The 24371-nt window shown below is 38.9% G+C and carries 20 protein-coding genes and 1 tRNA gene; 13 read left to right on the forward strand and 8 right to left on the reverse strand.

The window, feature by feature from the left end; genetic code table 11:
- Positions 1-46: 46 nt before the first annotated feature.
- The 3 genes from DV415_RS01015 to DV415_RS01025 are packed head-to-tail and all read right to left on the reverse strand — an operon-like array spanning position 47 to position 1780.
- Positions 47-325 (reverse strand): heavy-metal-associated domain-containing protein, encoded by a 279-nt coding sequence (locus tag DV415_RS01015; RefSeq protein WP_118781752.1) that lies wholly within the window; start codon positions 323-325, stop codon positions 47-49.
- Between the two features lie 8 nt (positions 326-333).
- Positions 334-696: a mercuric transporter MerT family protein gene (locus DV415_RS01020; protein WP_192877453.1), complete on the reverse strand. Its 363-nt coding sequence runs from the start codon at positions 694-696 to the stop codon at positions 334-336.
- The gene (locus DV415_RS01025) at positions 671-1780 is read right to left on the reverse strand and encodes a transglutaminase-like domain-containing protein (protein WP_118793739.1); all 1110 of its coding nucleotides are present in this window, start codon (positions 1778-1780) and stop codon (positions 671-673) included. Before DV415_RS01025 ends, DV415_RS01020 begins: the two co-directional genes overlap by 26 nt.
- A 232-nt stretch (positions 1781-2012) precedes the next feature.
- Between DV415_RS01025 and metH the strand changes: the two genes are divergently transcribed.
- Both metH and DV415_RS01035 read left to right on the forward strand, forming a co-directional pair.
- Complete coding sequence (gene metH, locus DV415_RS01030) at positions 2013-5702, forward strand: methionine synthase (protein ID WP_192879062.1); 3690 nt, start codon at positions 2013-2015, stop codon at positions 5700-5702.
- A 49-nt stretch (positions 5703-5751) separates the two neighbouring features.
- Entirely contained in the window at positions 5752-6456 is a 705-nt protein-coding gene (locus DV415_RS01035; protein WP_118781755.1) for a hypothetical protein, read from the forward strand.
- Positions 6457-6638: 182 nt separating this feature from the next.
- On the opposite strand, the gene DV415_RS01040 is transcribed toward DV415_RS01035, so the two are convergent.
- Positions 6639-7838, reverse strand: a complete 1200-nt coding sequence (locus tag DV415_RS01040; protein ID WP_192877451.1) for an ATP-binding protein — start codon at positions 7836-7838, stop codon at positions 6639-6641.
- Between the two features lie 205 nt (positions 7839-8043).
- Here DV415_RS01040 and DV415_RS01045 point away from each other — a divergent pair, with 205 nt between their 5' ends.
- A complete protein-coding gene (locus DV415_RS01045; protein WP_118781757.1) occupies positions 8044-8511 on the forward strand; it encodes a hypothetical protein in 468 nt (155 codons plus the stop codon).
- A 48-nt stretch (positions 8512-8559) separates the two neighbouring features.
- On the opposite strand, the gene DV415_RS01050 is transcribed toward DV415_RS01045, so the two are convergent.
- The 4 genes from DV415_RS01050 to DV415_RS01065 all read right to left on the reverse strand — a co-directional run bounded on the left by DV415_RS01050 (position 8560) and on the right by DV415_RS01065 (position 13107).
- A complete protein-coding gene (locus DV415_RS01050; protein ID WP_118790515.1) occupies positions 8560-9297 on the reverse strand; it encodes an ABC transporter ATP-binding protein in 738 nt (245 codons plus the stop codon).
- Positions 9297-10274, reverse strand: a complete 978-nt coding sequence (locus DV415_RS01055) for a FecCD family ABC transporter permease (protein WP_118790516.1) — start codon at positions 10272-10274, stop codon at positions 9297-9299. Before DV415_RS01055 ends, DV415_RS01050 begins: the two co-directional genes overlap by 1 nt.
- 27 nt (positions 10275-10301) lie before the next feature.
- Positions 10302-11087 (reverse strand): substrate-binding domain-containing protein, encoded by a 786-nt coding sequence (locus DV415_RS01060; protein ID WP_118790517.1) that lies wholly within the window; start codon positions 11085-11087, stop codon positions 10302-10304.
- Between the two features lie 76 nt (positions 11088-11163).
- Entirely contained in the window at positions 11164-13107 is a 1944-nt protein-coding gene (locus tag DV415_RS01065; RefSeq protein ID WP_118790518.1) for a TonB-dependent receptor plug domain-containing protein, read from the reverse strand.
- A 198-nt stretch (positions 13108-13305) separates the two neighbouring features.
- Here DV415_RS01065 and glyQ point away from each other — a divergent pair, with 198 nt between their 5' ends.
- From glyQ to relA, 10 genes are all read left to right on the forward strand, one after another.
- Positions 13306-14214, forward strand: a complete 909-nt coding sequence (glyQ, locus tag DV415_RS01070; protein ID WP_118790519.1) for a glycine--tRNA ligase subunit alpha — start codon at positions 13306-13308, stop codon at positions 14212-14214.
- Positions 14215-14272: 58 nt separating this feature from the next.
- Positions 14273-14533: a hypothetical protein gene (locus DV415_RS01075; RefSeq protein WP_005628150.1), complete on the forward strand. Its 261-nt coding sequence runs from the start codon at positions 14273-14275 to the stop codon at positions 14531-14533.
- 4 nt (positions 14534-14537) lie between these two features.
- Positions 14538-14975 (forward strand): hypothetical protein, encoded by a 438-nt coding sequence (locus tag DV415_RS01080; protein ID WP_118781762.1) that lies wholly within the window; start codon positions 14538-14540, stop codon positions 14973-14975.
- Positions 14976-14992: 17 nt separating this feature from the next.
- On the forward strand, positions 14993-16270 hold the full coding sequence (locus DV415_RS01085) for a histidine-type phosphatase (protein WP_118790520.1): 1278 nt from the start codon (positions 14993-14995) through the stop codon (positions 16268-16270).
- A gap of 232 nt (positions 16271-16502) precedes the next feature.
- Positions 16503-17756, forward strand: a complete 1254-nt coding sequence (locus tag DV415_RS01090) for an AAA family ATPase (RefSeq protein ID WP_118790521.1) — start codon at positions 16503-16505, stop codon at positions 17754-17756.
- A 637-nt stretch (positions 17757-18393) separates the two neighbouring features.
- Positions 18394-20460, forward strand: coding sequence for a glycine--tRNA ligase subunit beta (glyS, locus tag DV415_RS01095; RefSeq protein WP_118790585.1), 2067 nt, complete (start codon positions 18394-18396; stop codon positions 20458-20460).
- Between the two features lie 57 nt (positions 20461-20517).
- Positions 20518-21243 carry a glycosyltransferase family 25 protein gene (locus DV415_RS01100; protein WP_118791491.1) on the forward strand — a complete coding sequence of 242 codons (726 nt, stop codon included), beginning with the start codon at positions 20518-20520 and terminating at the stop codon, positions 21241-21243.
- 146 nt (positions 21244-21389) lie between these two features.
- Positions 21390-21466: transfer RNA gene (locus DV415_RS01105), tRNA-Ile, on the forward strand.
- A gap of 198 nt (positions 21467-21664) precedes the next feature.
- A complete protein-coding gene (locus DV415_RS01110; protein WP_204626714.1) occupies positions 21665-21982 on the forward strand; it encodes an Arm DNA-binding domain-containing protein in 318 nt (105 codons plus the stop codon).
- Between the two features lie 145 nt (positions 21983-22127).
- Entirely contained in the window at positions 22128-24359 is a 2232-nt protein-coding gene (gene relA / locus DV415_RS01115; protein WP_118790523.1) for a GTP diphosphokinase, read from the forward strand.
- Positions 24360-24371: the final 12 nt, after the last annotated feature.

Consider the following 24371-nt stretch of genomic DNA (forward strand, 5'->3'; position numbering starts at 1 on the left):
GGGTCAGATCAATTTTCACCGCACTTTTTTGCTAGATATTTAACGTTTAATTCACGACTTCAGCAGTATATTTCAGTTTGTGAATCGCATCGAATAATTGTTGGTTTGTGACTTTAGGATCTTCAACAACCGTCACTAAACCATCTTTAATGGATGCTTTTGTTGAAATAACGCCATCAATATTACGCAGTTCTTTATTGACTAAGTAGGCGCAAAGCTGGCAATTCATTTCTTTTACTTTTAGCACAATTTGTTTGGTTTCATTCGCATGAGCGAAAGAAATGGCAAACAGTGAAAGCAAAAGTACGGTACATAATTTCTTCATTTTTATTCCTAATTAGCTAATTCTAAAATCCAAGGCAAAATTGTTGGATAGGTTAAGAAAAAAATCATCACAATAAATACAATCCAATAAAGTACGACAAGTTTTTTACGGGAAATATATTTGCTACAAATGATTTTTTTGGAAAACATCAACAGCCAAAACCCATAGGCAAAGGCGCATAATGAAACGATAAGCATCGGAATACGCAAATAATTATATTCGCCTAAGCCAATCAACCAAGTGGAAGACACGCCAAATACTAAATAGATTAATGGCGCAATACAGCACAAAGTTGATGCCACCGCGGCGCTAAGTGCGGTGGCTATGGCAACCCAAAAGGATTTATTAGAGCTTTTTAGAGACGTAGTCATATTTAAATTCTTTTGGATCAAAGGAATTTAACGGATCACCACCCACTTCAGCATACGGATAGCCGAAGTTATTGATTGGAGCCAGTTCTGGTTGTGGATATAAATCGAAGTCACGGGCATGATTGAATCCAACCCAGTTTGCTTCCCAGTTACCAAACAAATATTTTGCTACGGCTTGTGTATCTTTATCTTCAACAGATTTTTTCTCTGCTAAACGCATTTTGGCAACATCTGCGGAATCAACTGGTACCCAACCAAACCCTGCAAGGTAGAATTCAGCACGGCAGTGTTGGCCACCACTTACGTTTGCGATGCCTTGTTCATTCGCACTACCGAAGGCACCTTTTGAATATTTGCCCATTTTCTCTGCCGCCCCTAAGCGAATACCAAAAATTTCACGAGCTGGGATGCCTGCCGCACGAGCAAGCGCCACAAATACAGAGTTAATATCGGTACATTTACCTTTTAATACGCCAGTGGTAAGAATTTTTTCTACATCGCCGTCGCCACAACCTAATACAGAATTATCACGTTCCATATTTTTTACGATCCAATGGTGAATAAGTTCTGCTTTTTTTAATGGATTAGTTTCTTTACCTACGATTTTGTCAGCAAATTCTTTCACTATGCCATCAGTTTTAATATGTGGAGTCGCTTTTAAGTATTCTTGTACATCCACGGAATACTGAATATCTTTTGGCGGAGTATAATTCTCTAAAGCACCTTTCACCATCGGTTCACGGTCTTTTGTTTCAATGACCATAGTGACTTTTAAATCACGTTTTTGTGCATTTTTATCCCAAGTTGCAAATAAGGTTTTCGCACCGTATTTATTGTTTTCTGTTACATAGGCATTCATGTAATTACCTTCAAAGTGAATCGATTTCACTTGTTGGTATTCTCCATTAAATGGCAATGGAACCCATAAATTGGTTTGTCCTTGCGAGCCTTTTGGTGCAACTAAATCGTAGATTTGCGTGAATTCGTAAAGATGGGCGTCTGTATTGTAGTTTGGAATATTGGTGTTTGCATGAGCTAACGAGCCACACGCAGAAAGCACCGCAACTGCGATAAGTTTCTTCATGAAGAGATCCTCTAGTTAATAATAGTTAAACTTAACATATTAGATAAACTAATACGCCACTATGCTAACGGATTTTTGAGCAATAATTCAACCGTTTTGCATAAACTTTTTATTTTTCTTATATAAAAAATATTTTATTTTCCAACCGCACTTTCCTTCTAACATTTGACACCCCTAGCCCTTACACCTATTATTCCCTAGTTATTATTAAGATTTACGGAACAAAATAATTATGGTGAATAAAACCGCTCAACTTAAACAAGCTCTAGAAAATCGCATTCTCATTTTAGACGGTGCAATGGGGACGATGATCCAAAAATATAAACTGACAGAAGCCGATTTTAGAGGTGAGAAGTTTAAGGAAAGTGCGGTCGATTTACGCGGTAATAATGATTTATTGACATTGACTCAGCCACTGCTAATTTCCGCTATTCATGAGAAATATTTGGCAGCGGGTGCAGATATTATTGAAACCAATACTTTTAGTTCAACTACGATTGCTCAAGCGGATTACGACTTGCAATCTATCGCTTATGAACTCAATTTTGTTGGCGCAAAATTAGCGCGTTTGGCTGCAGATAAATATAGTACGCCAGAAAAACCTCGCTTTGTCGCGGGCGTGTTAGGGCCAACAAACCGTACAGCCTCCATTTCACCCGATGTAAACGACCCAGGTTTCCGTAATGTGACTTTTATGGAGTTGGTGGATGCTTATGCCCAAGCAACAAAAGGCTTAATCGAAGGTTGCGCGGATTTAATTATGATCGAAACCATTTTCGACACGCTTAACGCTAAAGCGGCCGTTTTCGCCATTGAAAGTGTATTCGAAGAATTAGGCGTAGAATTGCCAATCATGATTTCTGGTACCATTACCGATGCTTCAGGGCGTACCCTTTCTGGGCAAACTACTGAGGCTTTCTATAACTCCCTCCGTCATGCAAAACCACTCACTTTCGGTTTGAACTGTGCTTTAGGTCCAAAAGAATTACGCCAATATGTAGAACAGCTTTCAAAAATCAGTGAAACCTATGTTTCTGTGCATCCGAATGCAGGTTTGCCGAATGCTTTTGGTGGTTATGATTTAGGGGCAGAAGAGATGGCTGCTCACTTAAAAGAGTGGGCAGAAAGTGGTTTTGTGAACATTATCGGCGGTTGTTGCGGCACCACACCGGAACATATTAAAGCCTTTGCTGAAGCGGTAGAAAATATCCCACCACGCAAATTACCACAAATCAAAACCGCGATGCGTTTGTCCGGTTTAGAACCACTCAATATTGATGATGAAAGCCTGTTTGTGAACGTGGGCGAGCGTAATAATGTGACAGGTTCGGCAAAATTCAAACGCTTAATTAAAGAAGACAAATTTGCAGAAGCCATTGAAATTGCTATCGATCAAGTAGAAAACGGCGCACAAGTCATCGACGTGAACATGGATGAAGCCTTGCTCGACGGCAAAAAATGCATGACCCGTTTCCTCAACATTATGGCAACAGAACCGGATGCAGCTAAAGTGCCGGTGATGATCGACTCCTCCAAATGGGAAGTGATTGAGGCGGGCTTGCAATCGGTGCAAGGCAAACCAATTGTGAACTCCATCTCTTTGAAAGAGGGCGAGGAAAAATTTATTCATCAGGCTAAATTGGTGCATAAATACGGTGCGGCCGTTGTGGTGATGGCATTTGATGAAGTGGGGCAGGCTGATACCGAAGAGCGTAAAGTGGAAATCTGTACCCGTGCCTATAACATCTTAGTCAACCAAGTAGGCTTCCCGCCAGAAGACATTATTTTTGACCCGAATATTTTCGCTATCGGTACGGGGATTGAAGAGCACAACAACTACGGTGTGGATTTCATTAACGCCACCGGCCGCATTAAACGCTCTTTACCGCATGCGAAAATTTCGGGCGGGGTGTCAAACGTGTCCTTCTCCTTCCGCGGCAACAACGTGATGCGTGAAGCCATTCACGCCGTATTCCTCTATCATGCCATTAAACAAGGCATGGACATGGGAATCGTGAACTCAGGACAGCTCGCGATTTACGATGATCTGGATCCGGAATTACGCAATGTAATTGAAGACGCCGTCTTAAACCGTACACCGGATGGCACCGAACGTTTACTGGATATTGCGGAAAAATATCGCAACCAAGGCAACGATGAAAGTGCGGTGGATTCTGTGGCCGAATGGCGTACGTGGCCGGTGGAAGAGCGCTTGAAACACGCCCTCGTGAAAGGCATTACCACGCACATTATCGAAGACACCGAAGAAGCGCGCCAAAAATTACCAACGCCACTGGAAGTGATTGAAGGTCCGCTGATGGCAGGCATGGACGTGGTGGGTGATTTGTTCGGCGACGGCAAAATGTTCCTGCCGCAAGTAGTGAAATCCGCGCGGGTGATGAAACAATCCGTGGCGTATTTAGAGCCATTTATTAACGCCACCAAACAAAAAGGCTCAAGCAACGGTAAAGTGGTGATCGCTACCGTAAAAGGTGACGTGCACGATATCGGCAAAAATATTGTGAGCGTGGTGTTGCAATGTAATAACTTTGAAGTCATTGACTTAGGCGTGATGGTACCAGCGGACAAAATCATTCAAACCGCCATTGATGAAAAAGCGGATATTATCGGCTTGAGCGGTTTGATTACGCCATCCCTAGACGAAATGGAATACTTCCTCGGAGAAATGACGCGTTTAGGTTTGAACTTGCCTGTATTGATCGGCGGTGCTACCACGTCCAAAGAACATACAGCCATTAAACTTTATCCAAAATACAAACAACATGGCGTGTTCTATACCTCTAACGCTTCCCGTGCGGTAACAGTATGTGCCACCTTAATGAACCCAGAAGGGCGTGCAGCATTGTGGGAACAGTTCAAAAAGGATTACGAGAAAATCCAACAATCTTTTGCCAACCGCAAACCGTTGCGTAAACAACTTAGCATTGAAGAAGCACGAGCGAACCGCTTTGATGGCTTTAGTGGAGAATGGGCAGATTACGTGCCACCAACACCAAACCAAACCGGCATTGTGGAATTTAAAAACGTGCCGATTGCTGAATTACGCAAATTCATCGACTGGTCACCATTCTTCCGTATTTGGGGATTGATGGGCGGCTACCCTGATGCCTTTGATTATCCAGAAGGCGGCGAAGAAGCACGCAAAGTGTGGAACGATGCACAAGTCGTTTTAGATGAATTAGAACAAAACCACAAACTCAACCCAAGCGGTATTTTAGGTATTTTCCCTGCAGAACGTGTGGGCGATGATGTGGTGCTTTTCTCTGATGAAGAACACACACAACCAATTGGTACCGCTTACGGCTTACGCCAACAAACGGAACGTGGTAAAAACAGTAAAAGTCCATTTAACTTCTGCTTAAGCGACTTTATTGCCGATCGCGAAAGCGGTAAAAAAGACTGGTTCGGCATGTTCGCCGTGTGTGCCGGTATTGAAGAAATGGATTTGGTGGAAGGCTATAAAGCGGCAGGCGATGACTACAATGCCATCTTGCTACAAGCCGTGGGCGACCGCCTCGCTGAAGCCATGGCGGAATACCTGCACTTTGAGCTACGCACCCGTATTTGGGGCTACACGCAAGAAGAATTCGACAATCAAGGTTTAATCAATGAAAACTATGTCGGCATCCGTCCGGCGCCAGGTTATCCAAGCTGCCCAGAACATACGGAAAAAGCTTTGATTTGGGATTTATTAGAAGTGGAACAACGCATCGGCATGAAGCTCACCGAAAGCTACGCCATGTGGCCGGCAGCTTCTGTCTGCGGCTGGTACTTCACCCACCCCGCAAGTAACTATTTCACTTTAGGTCGCATTGATGAAGACCAAGCTCAAGATTATGCCAAACGTAAAGGTTGGGATGAGAGGGAGATGATGAAATGGTTGGGTGTGGCGATGAAGTAATATTTATCAATATTTTTATTAACTAAACTTAAACTAATGGAGAAAACTCATGGGGCATCAAATTAGAGCACAAATAGGTAAAGGCAATACTTCGGGCAATGCAAACAATGTTACTCAAATAGGTATTGGAAATCAAAATAATAGTAATAATACAACTAACAATTATTACAATAACACTCCCAAAAACAATAATGAAATAAGTTCAATTGCTGGCGTTGGTGTTGCCGCCATCATAATAATAGCAGCAATTAATTATTACCTATTTAAATATGCTGATTGCATTTCGAAGACCATTCTATATCTTCATGTATTTTTATTGTTAAATCTGATATCAGTCTATAACCTTTTTAAAATTGGAGATTTTGACAAAAAAGATTTTTTCAACCTTATTTTGATATTCTTGATAGGATTGATATCTTTTCTCTACGCAAAAGAATTGTTTTCAATGGAAAAATTTCATGCTCTATCTAAGTATGCTCAGAATAAAAGCTTTTCAGAGTATTGGGAAATGGTAAGAGAATGGAAAGTTTATTCTATATACTTCCTTATTTCTTCGATATTAAGTGTGGTTTTATTGGTTATGAATCTAATCTATACATATAAGTTTCTTAGCTATTCAATAGCTTCAAAAACGCAAAGTAACTTGATTGGTATGTTTGTAGCATTATTGGTAGCTGCTGGTTCTTATTACTTTATTATCACAGAACCAAAGTTTTTACTTAGCTGTATCAATGATATTAAACTTATCAAATAATTAAATTTTATCAAACTAACTGCATTTTATTTCAAAGACTTAAGTTGGAAAAACACATGTCAGCATAATACCTTAATCCGTGGGTAAGTATACCCACGGTTAAGCATAACCATACCCCTTTGGGGTATTTCAAACCACACAACCCCAACGGGGTTGGACTATGCGTAACCGAGGGTAACTTGTTACCCTCTAGCCCCAATCAACCAATCCACCACATAAATAACTTCAATCCCATCAATCTCTTTTTGTTCGTAATATTTTCCCGTAATTAAGATCTTTTTATAGTTATCTTTAATATGCAAAAGATTATCTGTTTCGTGGGTATTTTCAGGGATTTCAAAGGCAACTTGTACATATAAAATTTCATCGGCTTTTCGGGCGATAAAATCAATTTCTTTGCTGTCGAGTTTACCCACATCAACGCTATAACCCCGTCTTAGCAATTCAATAAAAACAATATTTTCTAAGCGATTGGCATAATTCGTCCCTTTTTTGCCGATAGCGTGTCGTCTTAAACCGTTATCCACAATAAAATATTTCGCATTGGTTTTTAAATAGCCTTTTCCGCGAATATCATATTGTTTTGCTTTATAAAAAAGAAAGGCATTTTCTAACAAATCAAGATATTTGCTGATCGTATGGTTTGAGGTGGGAACACGTTCGGACGTGAGCGTGTTGCTAATTTTGCTTGGATTCACCAACTGCCCTACGTTATCCGCCAAAAAAAGAATCACGCTTTTAAGAATATGCGTGTCTTTCACGCCGGCTCGATGAGCAATGTCATTCAGCACAATGGAATCAAAAATGCCGGATAAAATCGTTTCTTTTAAAGGTTCATCAGCAATGGCGACACTGGGGAAACCACCATATTTTTCGTATTCCGAATAGAGTTTATCCACCAATCTTGACTGACTATCTACATTTTTGGAACGTAAAAATTCTTTAAAAGAAAGTGGGTAAATTTTAATTTCCACATATCGACCGCTTAACAGCGTCGCAAGCTCACCGGAAAGCAAATTGGCATTGGAACCTGTAATCACGATATCGGTGTTAAAACTCACGCGAAGCGCATTGACAATTTTTTGCCAACCTTCCACAAACTGAATTTCATCAATCAGAAAGTAAGTTTTCTCTTGAGAAGACGGCATTTTTTCTTGAATAAGCTGTTGGAAGTCTTGAGCGTCTTTCACCCATTGATATTCAAAAGATTCAAAATTGAGGTAAAGAATATTTTCAGGGGAAACTCCTTGTTGTTGAAGGTAATCACGGTATTGCATGAGTAACACCGATTTACCGGAACGACGAACACCAGAGATGACTTTAATAAAATCGGTATCTTTAAATTGAATCAGTTGTTGTAAATAATTTTCACGAGAGATCATAGTTTTACTAATTGGAAGTTAATTTCATATTTGTAAAAAAGTGTACAATCTTTGGGAGTTAATTTCCATATTTTATTTTTTTGTATGTATTTGGAATTACATTTCCAGTTTTTATTGCGGTTTTTTTAGTCTCATTCCAATCCCTTGCACAATCCCCAATTTCCGCTATCATACGCGCTTTCTTATTTCTCGGAATTTTGTATTTATGAATAAATTAAAGATGGCGCTGTTTGTGGGAGCTCTTGTGAGTTTATTTGCTTGTACTACAACACATCAGCCGAAGAAGACGGTTAAATCTCGATTTTTAAAGAATAATATTAGCCAAACTGAGTTAAATAATTCTGTTAATTACAAGCCATATCATTATCGTTGTAATAATAAAGAGACTGGGGGGATTTCTCATTTGACGACTTATTTCCCTCTGTCGCGTGAAAGCCGTATGAAAGATAACTTCGGGTTTTATTTCCAGTTAGATAATGGCAAGGCGGTGCCTTTTGATCATTCATATACGCTGACACTGAATGCGCGCGGTACAAAATTTGAAGTGGTTTATCGTTCGTATGATCCGATTCAAGGAAGTTATGTGGACTTAATCGCGCGATCTCAAAGCTCAATTTACTACAAGAATCAACAAGGCAAGCAAGTTCCTTGGTTGATTTGTAAGGGCGGTTGATTTTTATCGAAAATAATTTTTTACTTTCAGAAAAATGAGAAATTGGAATTAGGTTTCCAATTTCTCTATTCCATAAATCTCTCTTCTTTCTACATCAAATTTCACGCTTATATCAAAGGCTTTTGCAAGATTCGCTGAATTTAGCACCGCTTGTGTTTTGCCTGTCGCAATGATTTTCCCCTTGTTGAGCAAAATCACTTCATCACAGTATTTGTATGCAAGGGATAAATGATGGATCGCTACAACGCAAGTATGCTGGGGCGTGAGCGATTTTAATTGTTCTATCATGTCTATTTGATAATAGGGATCGAGTGGTGCGATTGGTTCATCGGCAAGCAATAGTGGCGCATTTTTGATACAACAACGAGCGAGTTGCACTCGTGCTTTTTCTCCGCCTGATAGTTTTTGAAAGGATTTATTAAGCAAATGTTCTATCGAAAATTTTTGTGAAATCTCCGTGATTTTTGACCGCTCTTTTGCCGATGATAAGGGGGAATTTAAGCCGAGAGCAATCACATCATAAACCGATAAATCCCAATGGATATTGGTATCTTGAGACAGATAAGCGAGTTGCAGGCTTTTTTCCGTTGTACTCATTTTGCTTAACGGGCTATTCCCAAAATAAATTTCACCTTTTGTAATAGGTAAAATTCCTGCAATCGTTTTGAGCAAAGTTGATTTACCCGCACCATTTGCGCCCATAATGCCGATCAGTTTTCCTTTAGGAAGCGTGCAGCTGATGTTGTTTAAGCCATAAGGCTGAGAAAGGTTTTCGATTCTAATCATTATCTTGCCAACTTGCGTTGCTCCGTAATTAAAATCCAAATTAAGCAAGGTGCGCCAATGATTGCGATGAGCGTACCAATATAAATATGTGAAAAGATTGGAATATATTGCACGCAAAGATCCGCAATAAGTAGCAATAATGCGCCAAGTAATGCACTGGTGATGTAAAGTTGTGATGGGCGTTTTTTTAGCAAGAGACGAGCAAAGTGCGGTGCGATTAAGCCAACAAAACCGATAGTGCCTGTTTGCGGAATCGTTGCACCCACTAATAATGCTACGCCAAAGGTCGTGATGAAAAAGCTACGTTTAGGATTCACGCCCATTGTACTCGCAGTTTCTTCACCGAAGGTGAGCAAGTCAATATAGCGGCGTTCACGATATAAACAGAACAATCCCAATAATACGATTGGAAATGAAATGAGTAGCGTGTCAAGTTTTGCCCACACAAGAGAGCCTTGTAGCCAGCGGTAGAGTTCAGCTAACGCCCACGGGTTTTCTGCGTTCGAAAGTAGTAATGCAACAGCAGCAGAGAGCAACATATTGACGGCTAAACCACTTAAGATCATCGCTGTTGTACCATGATTTTTAGCGATTAAATAAACCAATAAAAAACTAGATAACGCACCAGCCACACCGCCAATAAGCAACAGACTTAAGGGCACGGAAAAATAATAGAGCAAAAAGACACTGATGGTGGTGGCGCCGGCACTACTGCCCAATAATCCAGGGCTTGCCAGTGGATTTTGAAATATCCCCTGCATTGCATTGCCTGCTAAAGCAAGGCTTGCACCAGTTAAAATGGCTAATCCGAGGCGCGGTAGGCGAATATCAAGCAATACGAGCGAGCGCATATCCGTGAGCACACCATCGGCATTTTTGAGATGAGCAAAATCGCCGAGCTGATGATAAATTGCAAAGCCGCTAATCAACAGCAACGCGAAGAAAAGTGCGGTATTTAATTTTAATGTTTTGGTCAATGATCAATTTCCTATGTAATCCAAATATCATTTTAATTGTTGATAAATCTTCTCTGCCCCTTGCCACACGCCGTGATCAAAGCAATAAGTATATTTCATTGGAATACGAAAGTGCGGTCGATTTTTAAAAAGATTTTGCAAAAGCGGATGTTTAAGCAATTCCGCTTGCTCGTTATAACTTTGTTGGTCGCTGATTTCAATCAACACGTTGGGTTCGGCTCGTAACACTTTTTCAAGAGAAAAATTTTGTGCCGTAAGTGGTGTTTTTAGCGGGGTTAAGCCTAGCAAGTTAAGTAAAGTAGGATACTGTGGCGTATAAGTTTCTACAATGCCTGTATCTGAAAGTATTAATGTGTCAGTGAGTGATAGATTGAGGCGAGAATCTTGTAATTTAAGTTTATCGATTAAAGATTTCGCATGGGTTTCGTTACCCGTGAGTTTGCCCAAGTGCAATATTAGCCCAAATAATTGTTCTGCCGTTTGTGGCGTGTCATTAATTGGTTCAATTTTTGCCCCGAGTTTTTTTAAATCTGCTACAAGTTGTGGATAAAAGGTTTCATTGATCAGAAACGTTTTATCGAGATAGGGCAATAATGCAGTGAGTTGTGGCTCAAGGGTTGGTTTATCCACATTGAGTTTATCCAACATCATCAAGGGATTTTTAGAATAAGGAGATTGTGCGGCAATTTGCTCAGGACGTGCAATTTCCGACAAAAGACGATCGCTACAAAGCGTAAGCGAGACAAATTGCTCCGACGCATGCGAAGTCAAGGGCAAGAAAAGTGCGGTTAAAATTAAACGAGTTTTTTGCATATAGATAATAATAATACGCTACGCCGTTAATAATGTAAAAAGGCGTGCTAAGCACGCCCTTATAGGTGGATAATAATTAGAACGATCCTTTCAATCCAACGTAAACATTACGTCCTTCTTGGCCGTAGCCAAGGTAGTTTTCATATTTTTTGTCGAATAAATTGTTGAGGTTTGCATAAATCGTCAAGTTCGGGATAACTTTATAATTCACGCCAATATTCGCTAAAGTGTAAGAGGGCATTTGGGTGCGAAGAGGATAAGTTCCGATACGTTTGCCCACATAAGAAACATTTGCATCAGTACTCCATTGTTCGGTAATTTGATATGCCACACCTGCATTGGCAGTATGTTTCGGACGATATTTTACTTCAACACCATTGCTATCTTTTGCACGCATATAGGTGTAGTTAGTGTAAGCGGTCAATTTTTCGGTAAGTTTTCCGTTATATGCTACTTCTACGCCTTTAATTTTGGTAATACCATCAGAGTTAATTGAACGAGAAACAGAATTTGGCCATACGCCTATTGTTTCTGTGGTAATTAAACGATCTACGTTACGTCCAAAGTAAGTAATATCAAGGCTGTGTACTTTATCGTTAGTTTCAATCAATAAACCAACATCTCCACCACGGCTGCGTTCAGGTTTTAAGTCAGGATTTCCGATAAATTTACCACTCCAGCCATAAAATTCAGTCATAGTTGGGTTTTGAATAGCAGTCCCTAAACTTGCATGCGCTTTAAAGTTTGGAGATAAGCGATAAGCTCCTGAAATACGTCCTGTCCATGCATTTTCATATTGCGAGCTGCTGTTGTAACGTCCACTAACAGAAAGGCTATGATCATCTTTAGTAAAAAGGCGATATTCTGCTGCTGCACTTTTCTCTGTTAATTTTTTATTTTGGAAAGTAGCAAAAGAGGATTGGGCATCATAGTGCGTATTTTGATATTCGCTTAAGAAGCTAAAGGCTTGTTTTACATCACCTTCACGATCAAAATTTACATCTAATTGATAATTTGCGTTAAGTTTTTTACCATCATAGTAGCTATCATTTCCACTTTCTGTGGTATCGCTATCTGTTTTAACATGGCTCACGCTAACTTTATTTTTGAATAGTTCATCATCGCTACCGACATAACTGCTGAGTTTGAATACGGTTTCACGCATGCGAGTATAGCTGTCTGAAGTTGGGTTAATTTCAACCAAACGACCATTACTAAATGAAGAATTATCATAATGCCCTGTTTGTGAAGAATGAGAAGCTAATACTTCTACGCCTTTATCGCCAATATCGTAGCCTAAACGAACAGAAGTATTATCGCGGTGGAATTTATCTTTCTCAACAGCTCCACCTGTCGTAAATTGTGTACCATTTTCTGCGGTGTAATGGAAAGTGTGTGAGCTAATCGCTGAAATGCCATGAGTACGATGACTGTCGCCGTGAACAGCATAATAGAAACCGTTATTTTGTCCTGAAACAGTAACTGAAGCATCGCGGGTGCGATGAGATCCAGTGCCAAAATCGAAATCAACATTGAATGGTTTATCCTTGTATAAGCCACTTTTGGTAGTGATATAAATTACACCGCCCATTGCATCACTACCCCACAGAGCAGATTGTTCGCCACGTAGTACTTCAATGCGTTCAATGTTGCTCAATGATAAACCACCGAAGTCATAGCCATAGCCTGTTGCAGGGTTTACTTTTACTCCATCAATAATCACAGCAGTGTGATTAGTTTCAGAGCCACGAACAGAGAAATTGGTTAATGTACCACGACCGCCATAAGCCATCATCGTTACTCCCGGCACAGTCTTCAACACATCACTCACATAAGTCGCATTACGCTCTGCAAAATCTTTTTCTGTTAATACGGTAACAGACGACGCTGTTTGGTGAAGGCTGATAGGGGTGGCGGATGCTGAATACACATTGATCGGTTCAAGCTCGGTTTTGGTTTCAGCTTGTACAAAAGCCGATGCACTCAATAAAAGTGCGGTAGTAATTAAGTTAGTTTTCATTAAGTTGGTTCCTCTTTTTAAAAAGTGCGCTATTTTGACACAATAGAAATTCATTTCCTAGTTGAGAATTTTCATTTCCTTTACAAATTCTGTTCATTTTGTAAAAAAATTCGTTTTTTAACCGCACTTTTTCGCCTTTATCCGTCTTGCGCTTTCAAGTATAATGCGGGCATTTTTAATCACATTAGATCAACGATTATGAGCACAAAATTTAACGTAAAAACATTCCAAGGTATGATTTTAGCCCTGCAAGAATATTGGGCAAACCAAGGCTGCACCATTGTTCAGCCGTTTGATATGGAAGTGGGCGCAGGTACTTCTCACCCAATGACCGCATTGCGCGCATTAGGCCCAGAGCCAATGGCATTTGCTTATGTGCAACCTTCACGTCGTCCAACCGATGGTCGTTATGGCGAAAACCCAAACCGTTTACAACATTACTATCAATTCCAAGTGGTGATTAAACCGTCTCCAGATAACATTCAAGAACTCTATTTAGGTTCACTTGAAATGCTCGGTTTCGATCCGACACAAAACGATATTCGTTTCGTGGAAGATAACTGGGAAAACCCAACCTTAGGTGCTTGGGGCTTAGGCTGGGAAGTATGGTTAAACGGGATGGAAGTGACTCAATTTACTTATTTCCAACAAGTGGGTGGCTTAGAATGTAAACCTGTCACGGGCGAAGTGACTTACGGTTTAGAGCGTTTGGCAATGTACATTCAAGGCGTAGATTCTGTGTATGACTTAGTTTGGTCTGATGGCCCGCTTGGCAAAACCACTTATGGCGATGTTTTCCATCAAAATGAAGTTGAGCAATCAACCTATAACTTTGAACACGCAAACACAGATTTCTTATTCTACTGCTTCGATCAATACGAAAAAGAAGCACAAGAGTTATTAGCCTTAGAAAAACCATTACCATTGCCTGCTTATGAGCGTATTTTAAAAGCGGCACACAGCTTCAACTTGTTAGATGCACGCAAAGCGATTTCGGTAACCGAACGCCAACGCTATATTTTACGCATTCGTGCCTTAACCAAAAGTGTGGCAGAGGCCTATTATGCAAGCCGTGAAGCCTTAGGTTTCCCAGGTTGTAAAAAATAACATTTAAAGGTAATTCACAAAAGTGCGGTGAAATTTAACCGCACTTTAGGAGAGCAAAATGAGTAAACCCATTCTTTATTATGCGGCAGATTGCCCTGATACTGCGCCATTTGTGGCTGAGTTAAAACGCTTGGGCGTGGATTATGAGTCAGTGGAAGTACTATCTTCCATCCCGAATTTGAAACAATGGTTACGCTTGCGTGATCGTCACGCCGCATTTGATGATGCAAAAGCACAAGGCTATGCGGGCTTTCCGGCGTTATTGTTAGATGACGACCGTGTTATTTTGGATGAATCCAAATTAAAAGAGATTTTTTAAAGTAATGAAGAAAGTCGGGTTTTGGCAATTTTTATTTAAAATTGGCGATGATTATTTAATGTTTTTACGTAACTTAACGCCAGCAGTGTTATTTTTATCACTGGCATTATTTATGTTTTCTGAACTGGATTGGCGGCATTGGGAGTGGGGTAATCTGCTTGTGCTATTTTTATGCCTCGCTTCCGGATTTATTGCACTTAGTGTAATGGCAATTAATACCGTCTTTTTTGTACGTAAGATGCTGAAAACCTTAAGAACACTGAGTGGAGAGAGCGAACTTGATGAAAATATTGGTACGCTCGCATTATTTAAAATGCTCTGGCTGGAAAGCAACAGTAAACAGTTAATCTTTTTTGCGGTAGTCAATATTGTTGCGGTATTTATGGTGTTAGTTTACGGCACCAAATATGCATTGAATTTTTATAGCTCAATTCAGCATTAAATGATTAAGTCTCAAATATGAAAAAAATAACCCTAAAATTTACCGCACTTTTGCTCGGCTCTGCTTTAGCAACTAGTGTGTTAGCAACAGAAAATAGCCTAAATTCCTCAAGTGCTGATTATGAATTAGAGAAAGTATTGATTTTCAGCCGACACGGATTGCGTTCACCAGTGGAAAAAGATCCGCAAGAAATGGCGAAATATTCCCCTTATGAATGGGCAAAATGGAATGTACCATCTGGCTATCTCACGGCAAAAGGGACGGTGCTAGAAACTTATTTCGGGCAGTATTTAGGTCAATGGCTTGCAGATAAAGGATTATTAACAACAGAACGTTGTGCATCAGGCGAAGGTATTTTCGCTTATGCCAATGGAGTGCAACGCACAATTGCAACAGGTCAGGCGATTGTTTCTGGTGCATTTGCGGGCTGTAATGTTCAACTGCAACATCACGGTAAAATTGGTTCAGAAAAAGATCCAATTTTTAACACGCAGGCGCATAATCCAAGTAAAGCCTTGATTGAATCTGCAAAAAATAACGTTGATTTAACCGCTTTACAGCAAAAATTAGCGCCAAATTATGCGCTATTGAGTGAAATTATCGATTACAAAAACTCACCAAACTGCTTACAAAAAGGCGAATGTGATTTAGGTGGAAAAGTCGGTGAATACAGTATTAAAGACGGCAAGTCGGTCAAAATTACGGGTTCTATCAGCACAGGAAAGAAAATTGTCAGTGCGTTATTGCTTGCACATTATGTGGGTAAGCCTGATTCAGAAATCGCAAACGGCCGCGTAGATAGCCAAGAAAAATGGCGTGCAATTAACGAAATTAAAAACGAATATTACCGCACTTTATTTAAAAACAACGAAGCGTTGGCGCAAAATGCCTCATATCCGTTATTGGCATTTATTCAGCAACAGCTAAATAGTGAGAACAAAATTAGCTTATTAGTTGGACACGATTCTAATATCGTCGCTCTGCTTGCAGCACTAGGTGTTGAGCCTTATGAATTGAATGATTCATTGGAAAATATCCCAATCGGTGGCAAGTTACTATTTGAAGTGTGGAAGCACAAACCAAGTGGCAAGCTCAAATTTAAGTTGGATTATGTGTATCAAAGCACTGAACAACTGATTAACATCACGCCATTAAGTTTAGCAACACCACCAAACCAAACAGCATTAACCCTCAAAGGCTGTGAAAAAGATGAAAAGGGCTTTTGTGATTATGAGCGTTTTCAACAGGTGTTGAGGGAGAGTGTTGAAAAGGGTAAGCAGTTAGAAAATAAATAATGCTGGTAAATGTAGTCAATGCCTTTACCAATGAAATTATTGTATTAGTTTAACGCACCAAATAGTAAATGGTTGTAGTGGGAAATCTAGGATTAATTAGCTTTTAAAAGCATATTAATTTTTAAAAAGTAAAGTATGCCTAGACATCTGAACAAAAATTTATAGTATAAAAAATTTTAATGAAATAGCCCATATTATCTAATAGAATGAGAATTCTAATAGGAGAAGTTAAATGAAACTAAATATCCAAAATTTTGGAATAATTGAATCAGCATCAGTAAATATAAACGGACTAACTGTTATCTGTGGTGAAAATGACTCAGGGAAAAGCACTATAGGGAAATTATTATTTGCTCTAATTAAATCTAGTCAAAAATATGAAGATGATTTAGAGGTAGGGGTAATATCGGAAATTCGTTCTAGTTTAATTAGGCTTAGTTCATTATTATCTTTACCAAATGACAATAAAGCTAGAGTTATTTCTAATGAAGTTAGGAGATTAGATCCTGAAGATTTAATAATTAGTAAAGATATTAGTATATTACTTCATAAGTTGGAACAAGTAAATATTTATAATCCTATACAAAATAAGATTGAGGAAATTATAGAAAATATACAAAATCTCATTAATAATAAGCCCGATGAAAATAAACTTAAAAGAGATGCGTTAAGGAAAGCTATTTTTTCCGAATTTGGTAAATTAGCAGAAAATTTATCACGTATTAATTTACTTAATGAAGATGGTGATAATTTAATTAAATTTAGTATTAGTAATTCTGTTATTGACAATGTTGAATTTGGACAGAGAATGAATATAAGTGATATTACTTATATTGAAAGTCCTTTTATTCTTCAATTTAGAAGAATGTTTTATAATGCAATTACATCTTTAGATGAAAATCTACCTAGACGTCCTTGGATGAGGGATACAGTTTCTTTGCATTTAAAGGATCTTGCAAAAAAACTAACTAATTACCAATCTGATTTAATTGATTTAATAGGAGATGAGGAATTGCAAAAACTATCTAATGAAATTTCTTTGTTAATAGATGGTGATTTTTCTTATGATGATGAATTTGATGATTTCGTACTTCATAGGAACGGGAAAAAGATTTCATCCATGAATACAGCATCAGGAATAAAATCTATAGGGTTAATTAATGCCTTAATCAAAGGAAATGTTATAAATAAAAATACGTTACTTATTTTAGATGAACCAGAAACTAATTTGCATCCAAAATGGCAGAATGAGTATGCAAGATTATTGTGTAAGCTTGTAGAAAATAATATAAGAATTATTGCGGTTACTCATAGCCCTTATATCGTATCTTCTTTATATCATTACTCAAAAGAAATAGATAATGCACGTAAAAATTTCTATTGGGCAAATAAGATAGATGGTTCCACTAGTTTTGAAGAATATACAGACAATGTAATGGGGGGGATCGTATTAAAGTTTGCTAATGAATTAGAAGGAATGTATTAACTATAATTAACTGAATAAAATTTGTATGCATTACCAAGAATTGTATAAAGATATTTGTGATAGATATCCTGAGCAAATTCAGAGGATATCTGAGGTATCTAAAGAAAAAAATCAAAAATGGTTTCTAGACAACGATAAACTTATTTTAAATTTTGATAAGTTGGCTAATATATTTTCAGTAGAAAAAACGTTGATAGCTAAAGGTAAACAAGGAACCACTTGCTCATCAGATGGTCTTTACTATACAGACACAGAATTCTTATTTATTGAGTTTAAGGATCAGAGCACGGGAAATGTTTCTTTTAAAGACTTACAAAATAAGTATTATCAGGGAATTTCTGTATTATTATATTTTTTAAACGAGAATAGTTGTTTAAGAGAATTAAATATATCCTGTTTTATAATTTGCAATCCTGAAAAAAATGGTGGTAAAAATCAGCATCCAAACCCTGTTTATAGCAAGTTGACATCTAATATACATTCTGATAATGGGTATAGAAAAGGCGCAGAAATTACTATAAATAAATTAAATGCTTATTTTAAAAGCTTTGCTAAAATAGGACTTAAATTAGATTTTAAATTCATATTTTTACCTCAAGAATTAGATGATTTTCTAAAAAATCTAAGAGATATTTCAATGACAACCCAAAACTTCCTAGTAGAAATCGGCACTGAAGAGCTGCCACCAAAAGCTCTCAAAACATTAGCGACCTCTTTTGCGGATAACGTTGAGGCGGAATTAAACCAAGCAGGCTTAGCGTTCGATAAAATCGAATGGTTTGCGGCGCCACGTCGTTTGGCAGTGAAAGTGTTAAACTTAGCCACACAACAGCCAAGCAAAGAAATCGAAAAACGCGGGCCGGCAGTGTCAGCAGCCTTTGATGCAGAAGGTAAACCGACCAAAGCGGCAGAAGGCTGGGCGCGTGGTTGTGGCATTACCGTTGAGCAAGCAGAACGCATTGCGACCGATAAAGGTGAATGGCTTGTTCACCGTGCAAAAATTGAAGGTCAGCCGACCAAAAACTTGCTGAACGACATTGTGGCAAATGCGTTGGCGAAATTGCCAATTCCAAAACCAATGCGTTGGGCAGATAAAACCGTGCAATTTATTCGTCCAGTTCACACCGTGACTATGTTGTTAGGTGATGAGTTAATTGAAGGCGAAATTTTAGGTGTAGCAAGTGCGCGTACTATTCGCGGTCACCGTTTCTTAGGCGAGAAAGAATTTGAAATTCAACATGCAGACCAATATCCGCAATTATTGCGTGAAAAAGGTTCTGTTGTAGCCGACTTCAACGAGCGTAAAGCAGAAATTCTTGCAAAATCTCAAGCAAAAGCAACCGCACTTGGCGGCGTGGCTGATATTGAAGAAAGCTTGCTTGAAGAAGTGACTTCATTAGTTGAATATCCAAATGTATTAGCGGCAAAATTTGAAGAGCGTTTCTTAGCAGTGCCTGCGGAAGCTTTGGTTTACACCATGAAAGGCGACCAAAAATATTTCCCAATTTATAACAAAGATGGCAAATTATTACCGCACTTTATTTTTGTCTCGAACATCAACCCAGAAGATCCAACCGCGATTATCGAAGGGAACGAAAAAGTGGTTCGTCCACGTTTAACCGATGCGGAATTCTTCTTCAAAACCGACTTAAAACAAAAACTGGTCGATCGTTTACCACGTTTAGAAACCGTGTTGTTCCAACAACAACTGGGCACATTGAAAGACAAAACAGATCGCATTGAGCAACTTGCAGGCGAAATTGCAAAACAAATTGGTGCAGATGAAGCGAAAGCAAAACGTGCAGGTTTACTGTCAAAATGTGACTTGATGACCAACATGGTATTCGAATTCACCGATACGCAAGGTGTAATGGGTATGCATTATGCTCGTCATGACGGTGAAGATGAAGAAGTGGCAGTCGCATTAAATGAACAATATATGCCACGCTTTGCCGGTGATGAGTTACCAAAATCTTTAGTGGCAAGTGCGGTCGCTTTAGCGGATAAATTTGACACTTTAACAGGGATCTTCGGTATCGGCCAAGCACCTAAAGGCAGTGCAGACCCATTTGCATTGCGTCGTGCGGCATTAGGTGCGTTACGTATTATCGTAGAGAAAAACTTGCCGCTGGATTTAGAAGATTTAGTGAAAAAATCAGCCGCACTTTTCGGTGATAAACTTACTAATAAAAACGTGGTTACTGATGTGGTGGATTTCATGCTCGGCCGTTTCCGTGCATGGTATCAAGATGAAGGCATTGCAGTGGATGTGATTCAAGCCGTATTGGCTCATCGTCCAACTCGTCCAGCTGATTTTGATGCGCGCGTGCGTGCGGTTTCACATTTCCGTACTTTAGATTCAGCGGAAGCGTTAGCAGTAGCAAACAAACGTGTAAGCAACATCTTAGCGAAAGCGGATGCTGCAATTGGCGAGATCAATTTGACCGCTTGCGTAGAGCCAGCAGAAAAAGCCCTTGCTGAAGCGGTACTTGCATTACGCACTGAAGTACAACCGCTTATCGCACAAGGTGATTACACGGCTGTATTAGATAAATTAGCGAACTTACGCGCACCAGTAGACAGCTTCTTTGATAACGTAATGGTAAATGCTGAAGATCCAGCATTACGCCAAAACCGCTTAGCGATTTTAAACACGTTACAAGGCTTGTTCTTACAAGTGGCGGATATTTCAGCACTTCAATAATGATTTAATGCCCAGAAATGGGCTTTTAAATTTCGATTCTAATCAAAAAAGGAAATTATGCTTGCACAAACAAACAAACAAACAAACAAACAAACAAACAAACAAACAAAAGGATACGTTATTAATTTAAATCGGTCTCCTGATCGATTAAAAAAGTTTTTTTCTCAAACTTCAGCAAATTTATTTACGCGTATGCCTGCTGTTGATAAGAAGTTGCTTGAGCTATTTGATTTAGAAATTTTTTTTAATATTTCACAGTGTGAAAGTTTACTGGGGCAGAAGATAACTTCAGGTGAAATTGCTTGTACCCTTTCCCATATTGCGTGCTGGAAAGCAATTGCAAATGATGATGATTTACTAGAGCGAGATTTTGCTATTATTGCCGAAGATGATGTGCTTTTAAAAGATGATTTACAATCATCACTTCAAAAAGTGATTGATGTTTTTGAAAACGGATATTTCTTGAACCAAGAAAATGTAGATTTAATTATTTTACAAAGTTTAGCCTTTGATTGGTTTAATTTAGATGAAAATTTCTGTCCTATGTATCATAGTTATAATAATCAAGGTTCAAGTTTATATTTAATACGAAAATCTCTTGCAATTGAATTAACTGAAAACTTAAAAAAAGAAAAGCCGTATTGGTTAGCTGATTGGTTTGAAATTTTTTGTGATAAGGAAAGAGTAAGGGGGGTTAAGCCTCATTTGGGTTATATTATGGGAGGACATGATGCACCTTCTGATCTAGAGGATGATCGTCAAAGAGCAAGGTGTAATACGTAATAATTTGAATACTTTCCATAATTAAATATAGAGTTACATTTAGAGCACTTCTTTTAATAGTGATAAAAATGGATGATTGATTTTTCATCAATCATCCCTTCTTTTATAGACTTCAAGTGATTATTTCTCTATAATCACCGCACTTTCCCCCCTTAGCTCAGTCGGTTAGAGCAGGCGACTCATAATCGCTTGGTCGCTGGTTCAAGTCCGGCAGGGGGGACCATTCGACTTGTCAAATAACGTCTTTTTTGTCAAAAAACATCATACAAACAGCATTTGAGAATCAACCTTATTGTTGTTTTCGTCTTTTATTGTTTGTCATTGTTCGTTTTTATTGTTCCCTTAAATGTTCCCTCTTTATGAAGGAACAAAAACGAGGGAACAGAAGAACGGTAAATTTTTATTTATTAGGGTTTGAACAATGGCTAGAGACTTTTCAAAAAAATTCACTGATTCTTATATTCATGGAATTAAACCAACCGATAAAGAGCAACTATTTTCTGATAAGGATAATCAGTATTTATTGGTTAAACCAACTGGGGCCAAAATATGGCGATTCATTTACACTCACCCAACAACCAAAAAACGCATTAAAAAATCTTTTGGAAACTATCCATTAATTCCACTTACTTTCGCTAGGGATAAGGCTCGTATATGGTGCAGGCTATTGGCACAAGGTATAGAATCAATCGTATTGTTATCATCTCCGCAAACCCATTTGTTTAGATTACCAACATAGAAAAAATATAATTTTCAATGGGATAGATTTGACCCTCCTATTAATTCAGCAATTTAATACAAAATAACGAGGATATTCTGATAGAATAGCCACCCAAAATAAAAGTGACAGGAAGTTGCTTGCTCTTCATCAACAAGGGGGTGTTATGGTTGCTGTTCGTGGTTCTCATTTGTTAAATCCGCAGGATTTTGTGATTGAACAATGGTGCGCTGGCTTAAAACTAGCAGAACAAACAGAAAAAAGTTTGATCGATGCGTGGTATTACGCACGCGACTTAATGAGCACCCATCCCGATGAAATGAAGAATGCTACCTTGATGCTCCAGTCCGGCGTGGAAATGGTAGAAATTTTGCACGAACTTAATATGGATGCGGAAACATTGCTTACTGCAATGTTGTTTCCTGTGGTTGCAAATAAATTAACCGATTGGGAAAGCCTAAAAGAAAAGTTTGGTGCGAAAATCACTAAATTGCTCAAAGGCGTGTTGGAAATGGATAACATCCGTCAACTCAATGCCAGCCATTCCGCTAACGCATTACAAGTGGATAATGTTCGTCGTATGTTGTTAGCGATGGTGGACGATTTCCGCTGCGTAATCATTAAACTTGCCGAACGTATTACTTTCTTGCGTGATGCAGAGCATCGTTGCGCCGAAGAAGATAAAGTCCTTGCCGCCAAAGAATGTTCTTACATTTATGCTCCTCTTGCCAATCGTCTTGGGATAGGTCAGTTGAAATGGGAGTTAGAAGATTACTGCTTCCGTTATCTCCATCCAGAACAATATCGCACTATTGCTAAATTATTGCAGGAACGTCGCCTTGATCGAGAACATTACATTGCTGATTTCGTTAGCGAGTTGAGCGGTTATTTACGTGAAAGTATCGAGCAAGTGGAAGTCTATGGTCGTCCGAAACATATTTACAGCATTTGGCGCAAAATGCAGAAAAAGCATCTTGAGTTTAGCGGTTTATATGATGTAAGAGCGGTCAGAATTATCGTGCAAAAATTGCAAGATTGTTACACCGCACTTGGGATTGTGCATACTCAATTTAAACACTTACCCAAAGAATTTGACGATTATGTAGCTAACCCGAAACCGAACGGTTATCAATCTATTCATACTGTTGTTTTAGGTAAAGGTGGCAAGCCAATTGAAGTACAAATTCGAACCCAACAAATGCATGATGATGCAGAGTTAGGGGTGGCGGCGCACTGGAAATATAAAGAAGGCAATACAGGCAGTATGTCTGCCTACGAAGAAAAAATTGCATGGTTGCGTAAATTGTTAGCTTGGCAAGATGATATTACGGATTCAGGCGAAGTGATGGCAGAGTTGCGTAGCCAAGTGTTTGATGACCGTGTATATGTGTTTACGCCAAAGGGCGAAGTGGTGGATTTGCCAACAGGATCTACACCATTAGATTTTGCTTATGCAATTCATAGTGAAATTGGTCATCGTTGTATCGGGGCAAAAGTGGCGGGGCGTATTGTGCCATTTACCTACCAGCTACAAATGGGTGATCAAATCGATATTATTACCCAGAAAAATCCGAACCCGAGCCGTGACTGGCTAAACCCAAATTTGGGATTTACTCACACTGCAAAATCTCGCGCCAAAATTCAAGCATGGTTTAAAAAACAAGATCGTGATAAAAATATTCCAGCGGGTAAAGAATTACTCGATAATGAATTAGCGCGTTTAAATTTAAGTATTAAGCAAGTGGAACCTTATGCGTTACCGCGCTATAACTTGAAAAATGTGGACGATCTTTATGCTGGCATTGGCAGTGGCGATATTCGTTTAAATAACTTAATCAATTTCTTGCAAAGTAAATTGATTAAAGTGACTGCTGAAGAAGTTGATCAAGAAATTTTGCGTCATGTTGCTAACAAAAGTGCGGTGAATTCTCAGCAGAAATCTGAAAAGAACAATGGCTATGTGATTGTGGAAGGTGTGGGCAATCTTATGCATCATATTGCACGCTGTTGCCAGCCTATTCCTGGCGATGCGATTGTTGGTTATATCACAATGGGGCGTGGTATTTCTATTCACAGAGCGGATTGTGAACAATTCTTAGATTTGCAAGCGGCTCACCCCGAGCGCGTGGTGGAATCAATTTGGGGCGAAAATTACGCAAGTGGGTTTCATATTAATATCCGTATTGTGGCAGGCGATCGCAATGGCTTATTACGTGATATTACGACGGTTCTGGCAAATGAAAAAATTAGCGTATTAGGGGTGTCAAGCCGTGCTGATACCAAAAAACAGCTTGCTACCATTGATATGGAAATTGAACTCCATAATGTTGAAAGTTTAAGTAAAATATTGGCTCGATTAGCAAAATTAGATGATGTTATCGAAGCGAAACGTTTATAAAAATAGGAAAAG

This window comes from Haemophilus haemolyticus, from assembly GCF_003490595.1.
GTDB classification, from domain to species: Bacteria; Pseudomonadota; Gammaproteobacteria; order Enterobacterales; family Pasteurellaceae; genus Haemophilus; species Haemophilus haemolyticus_L.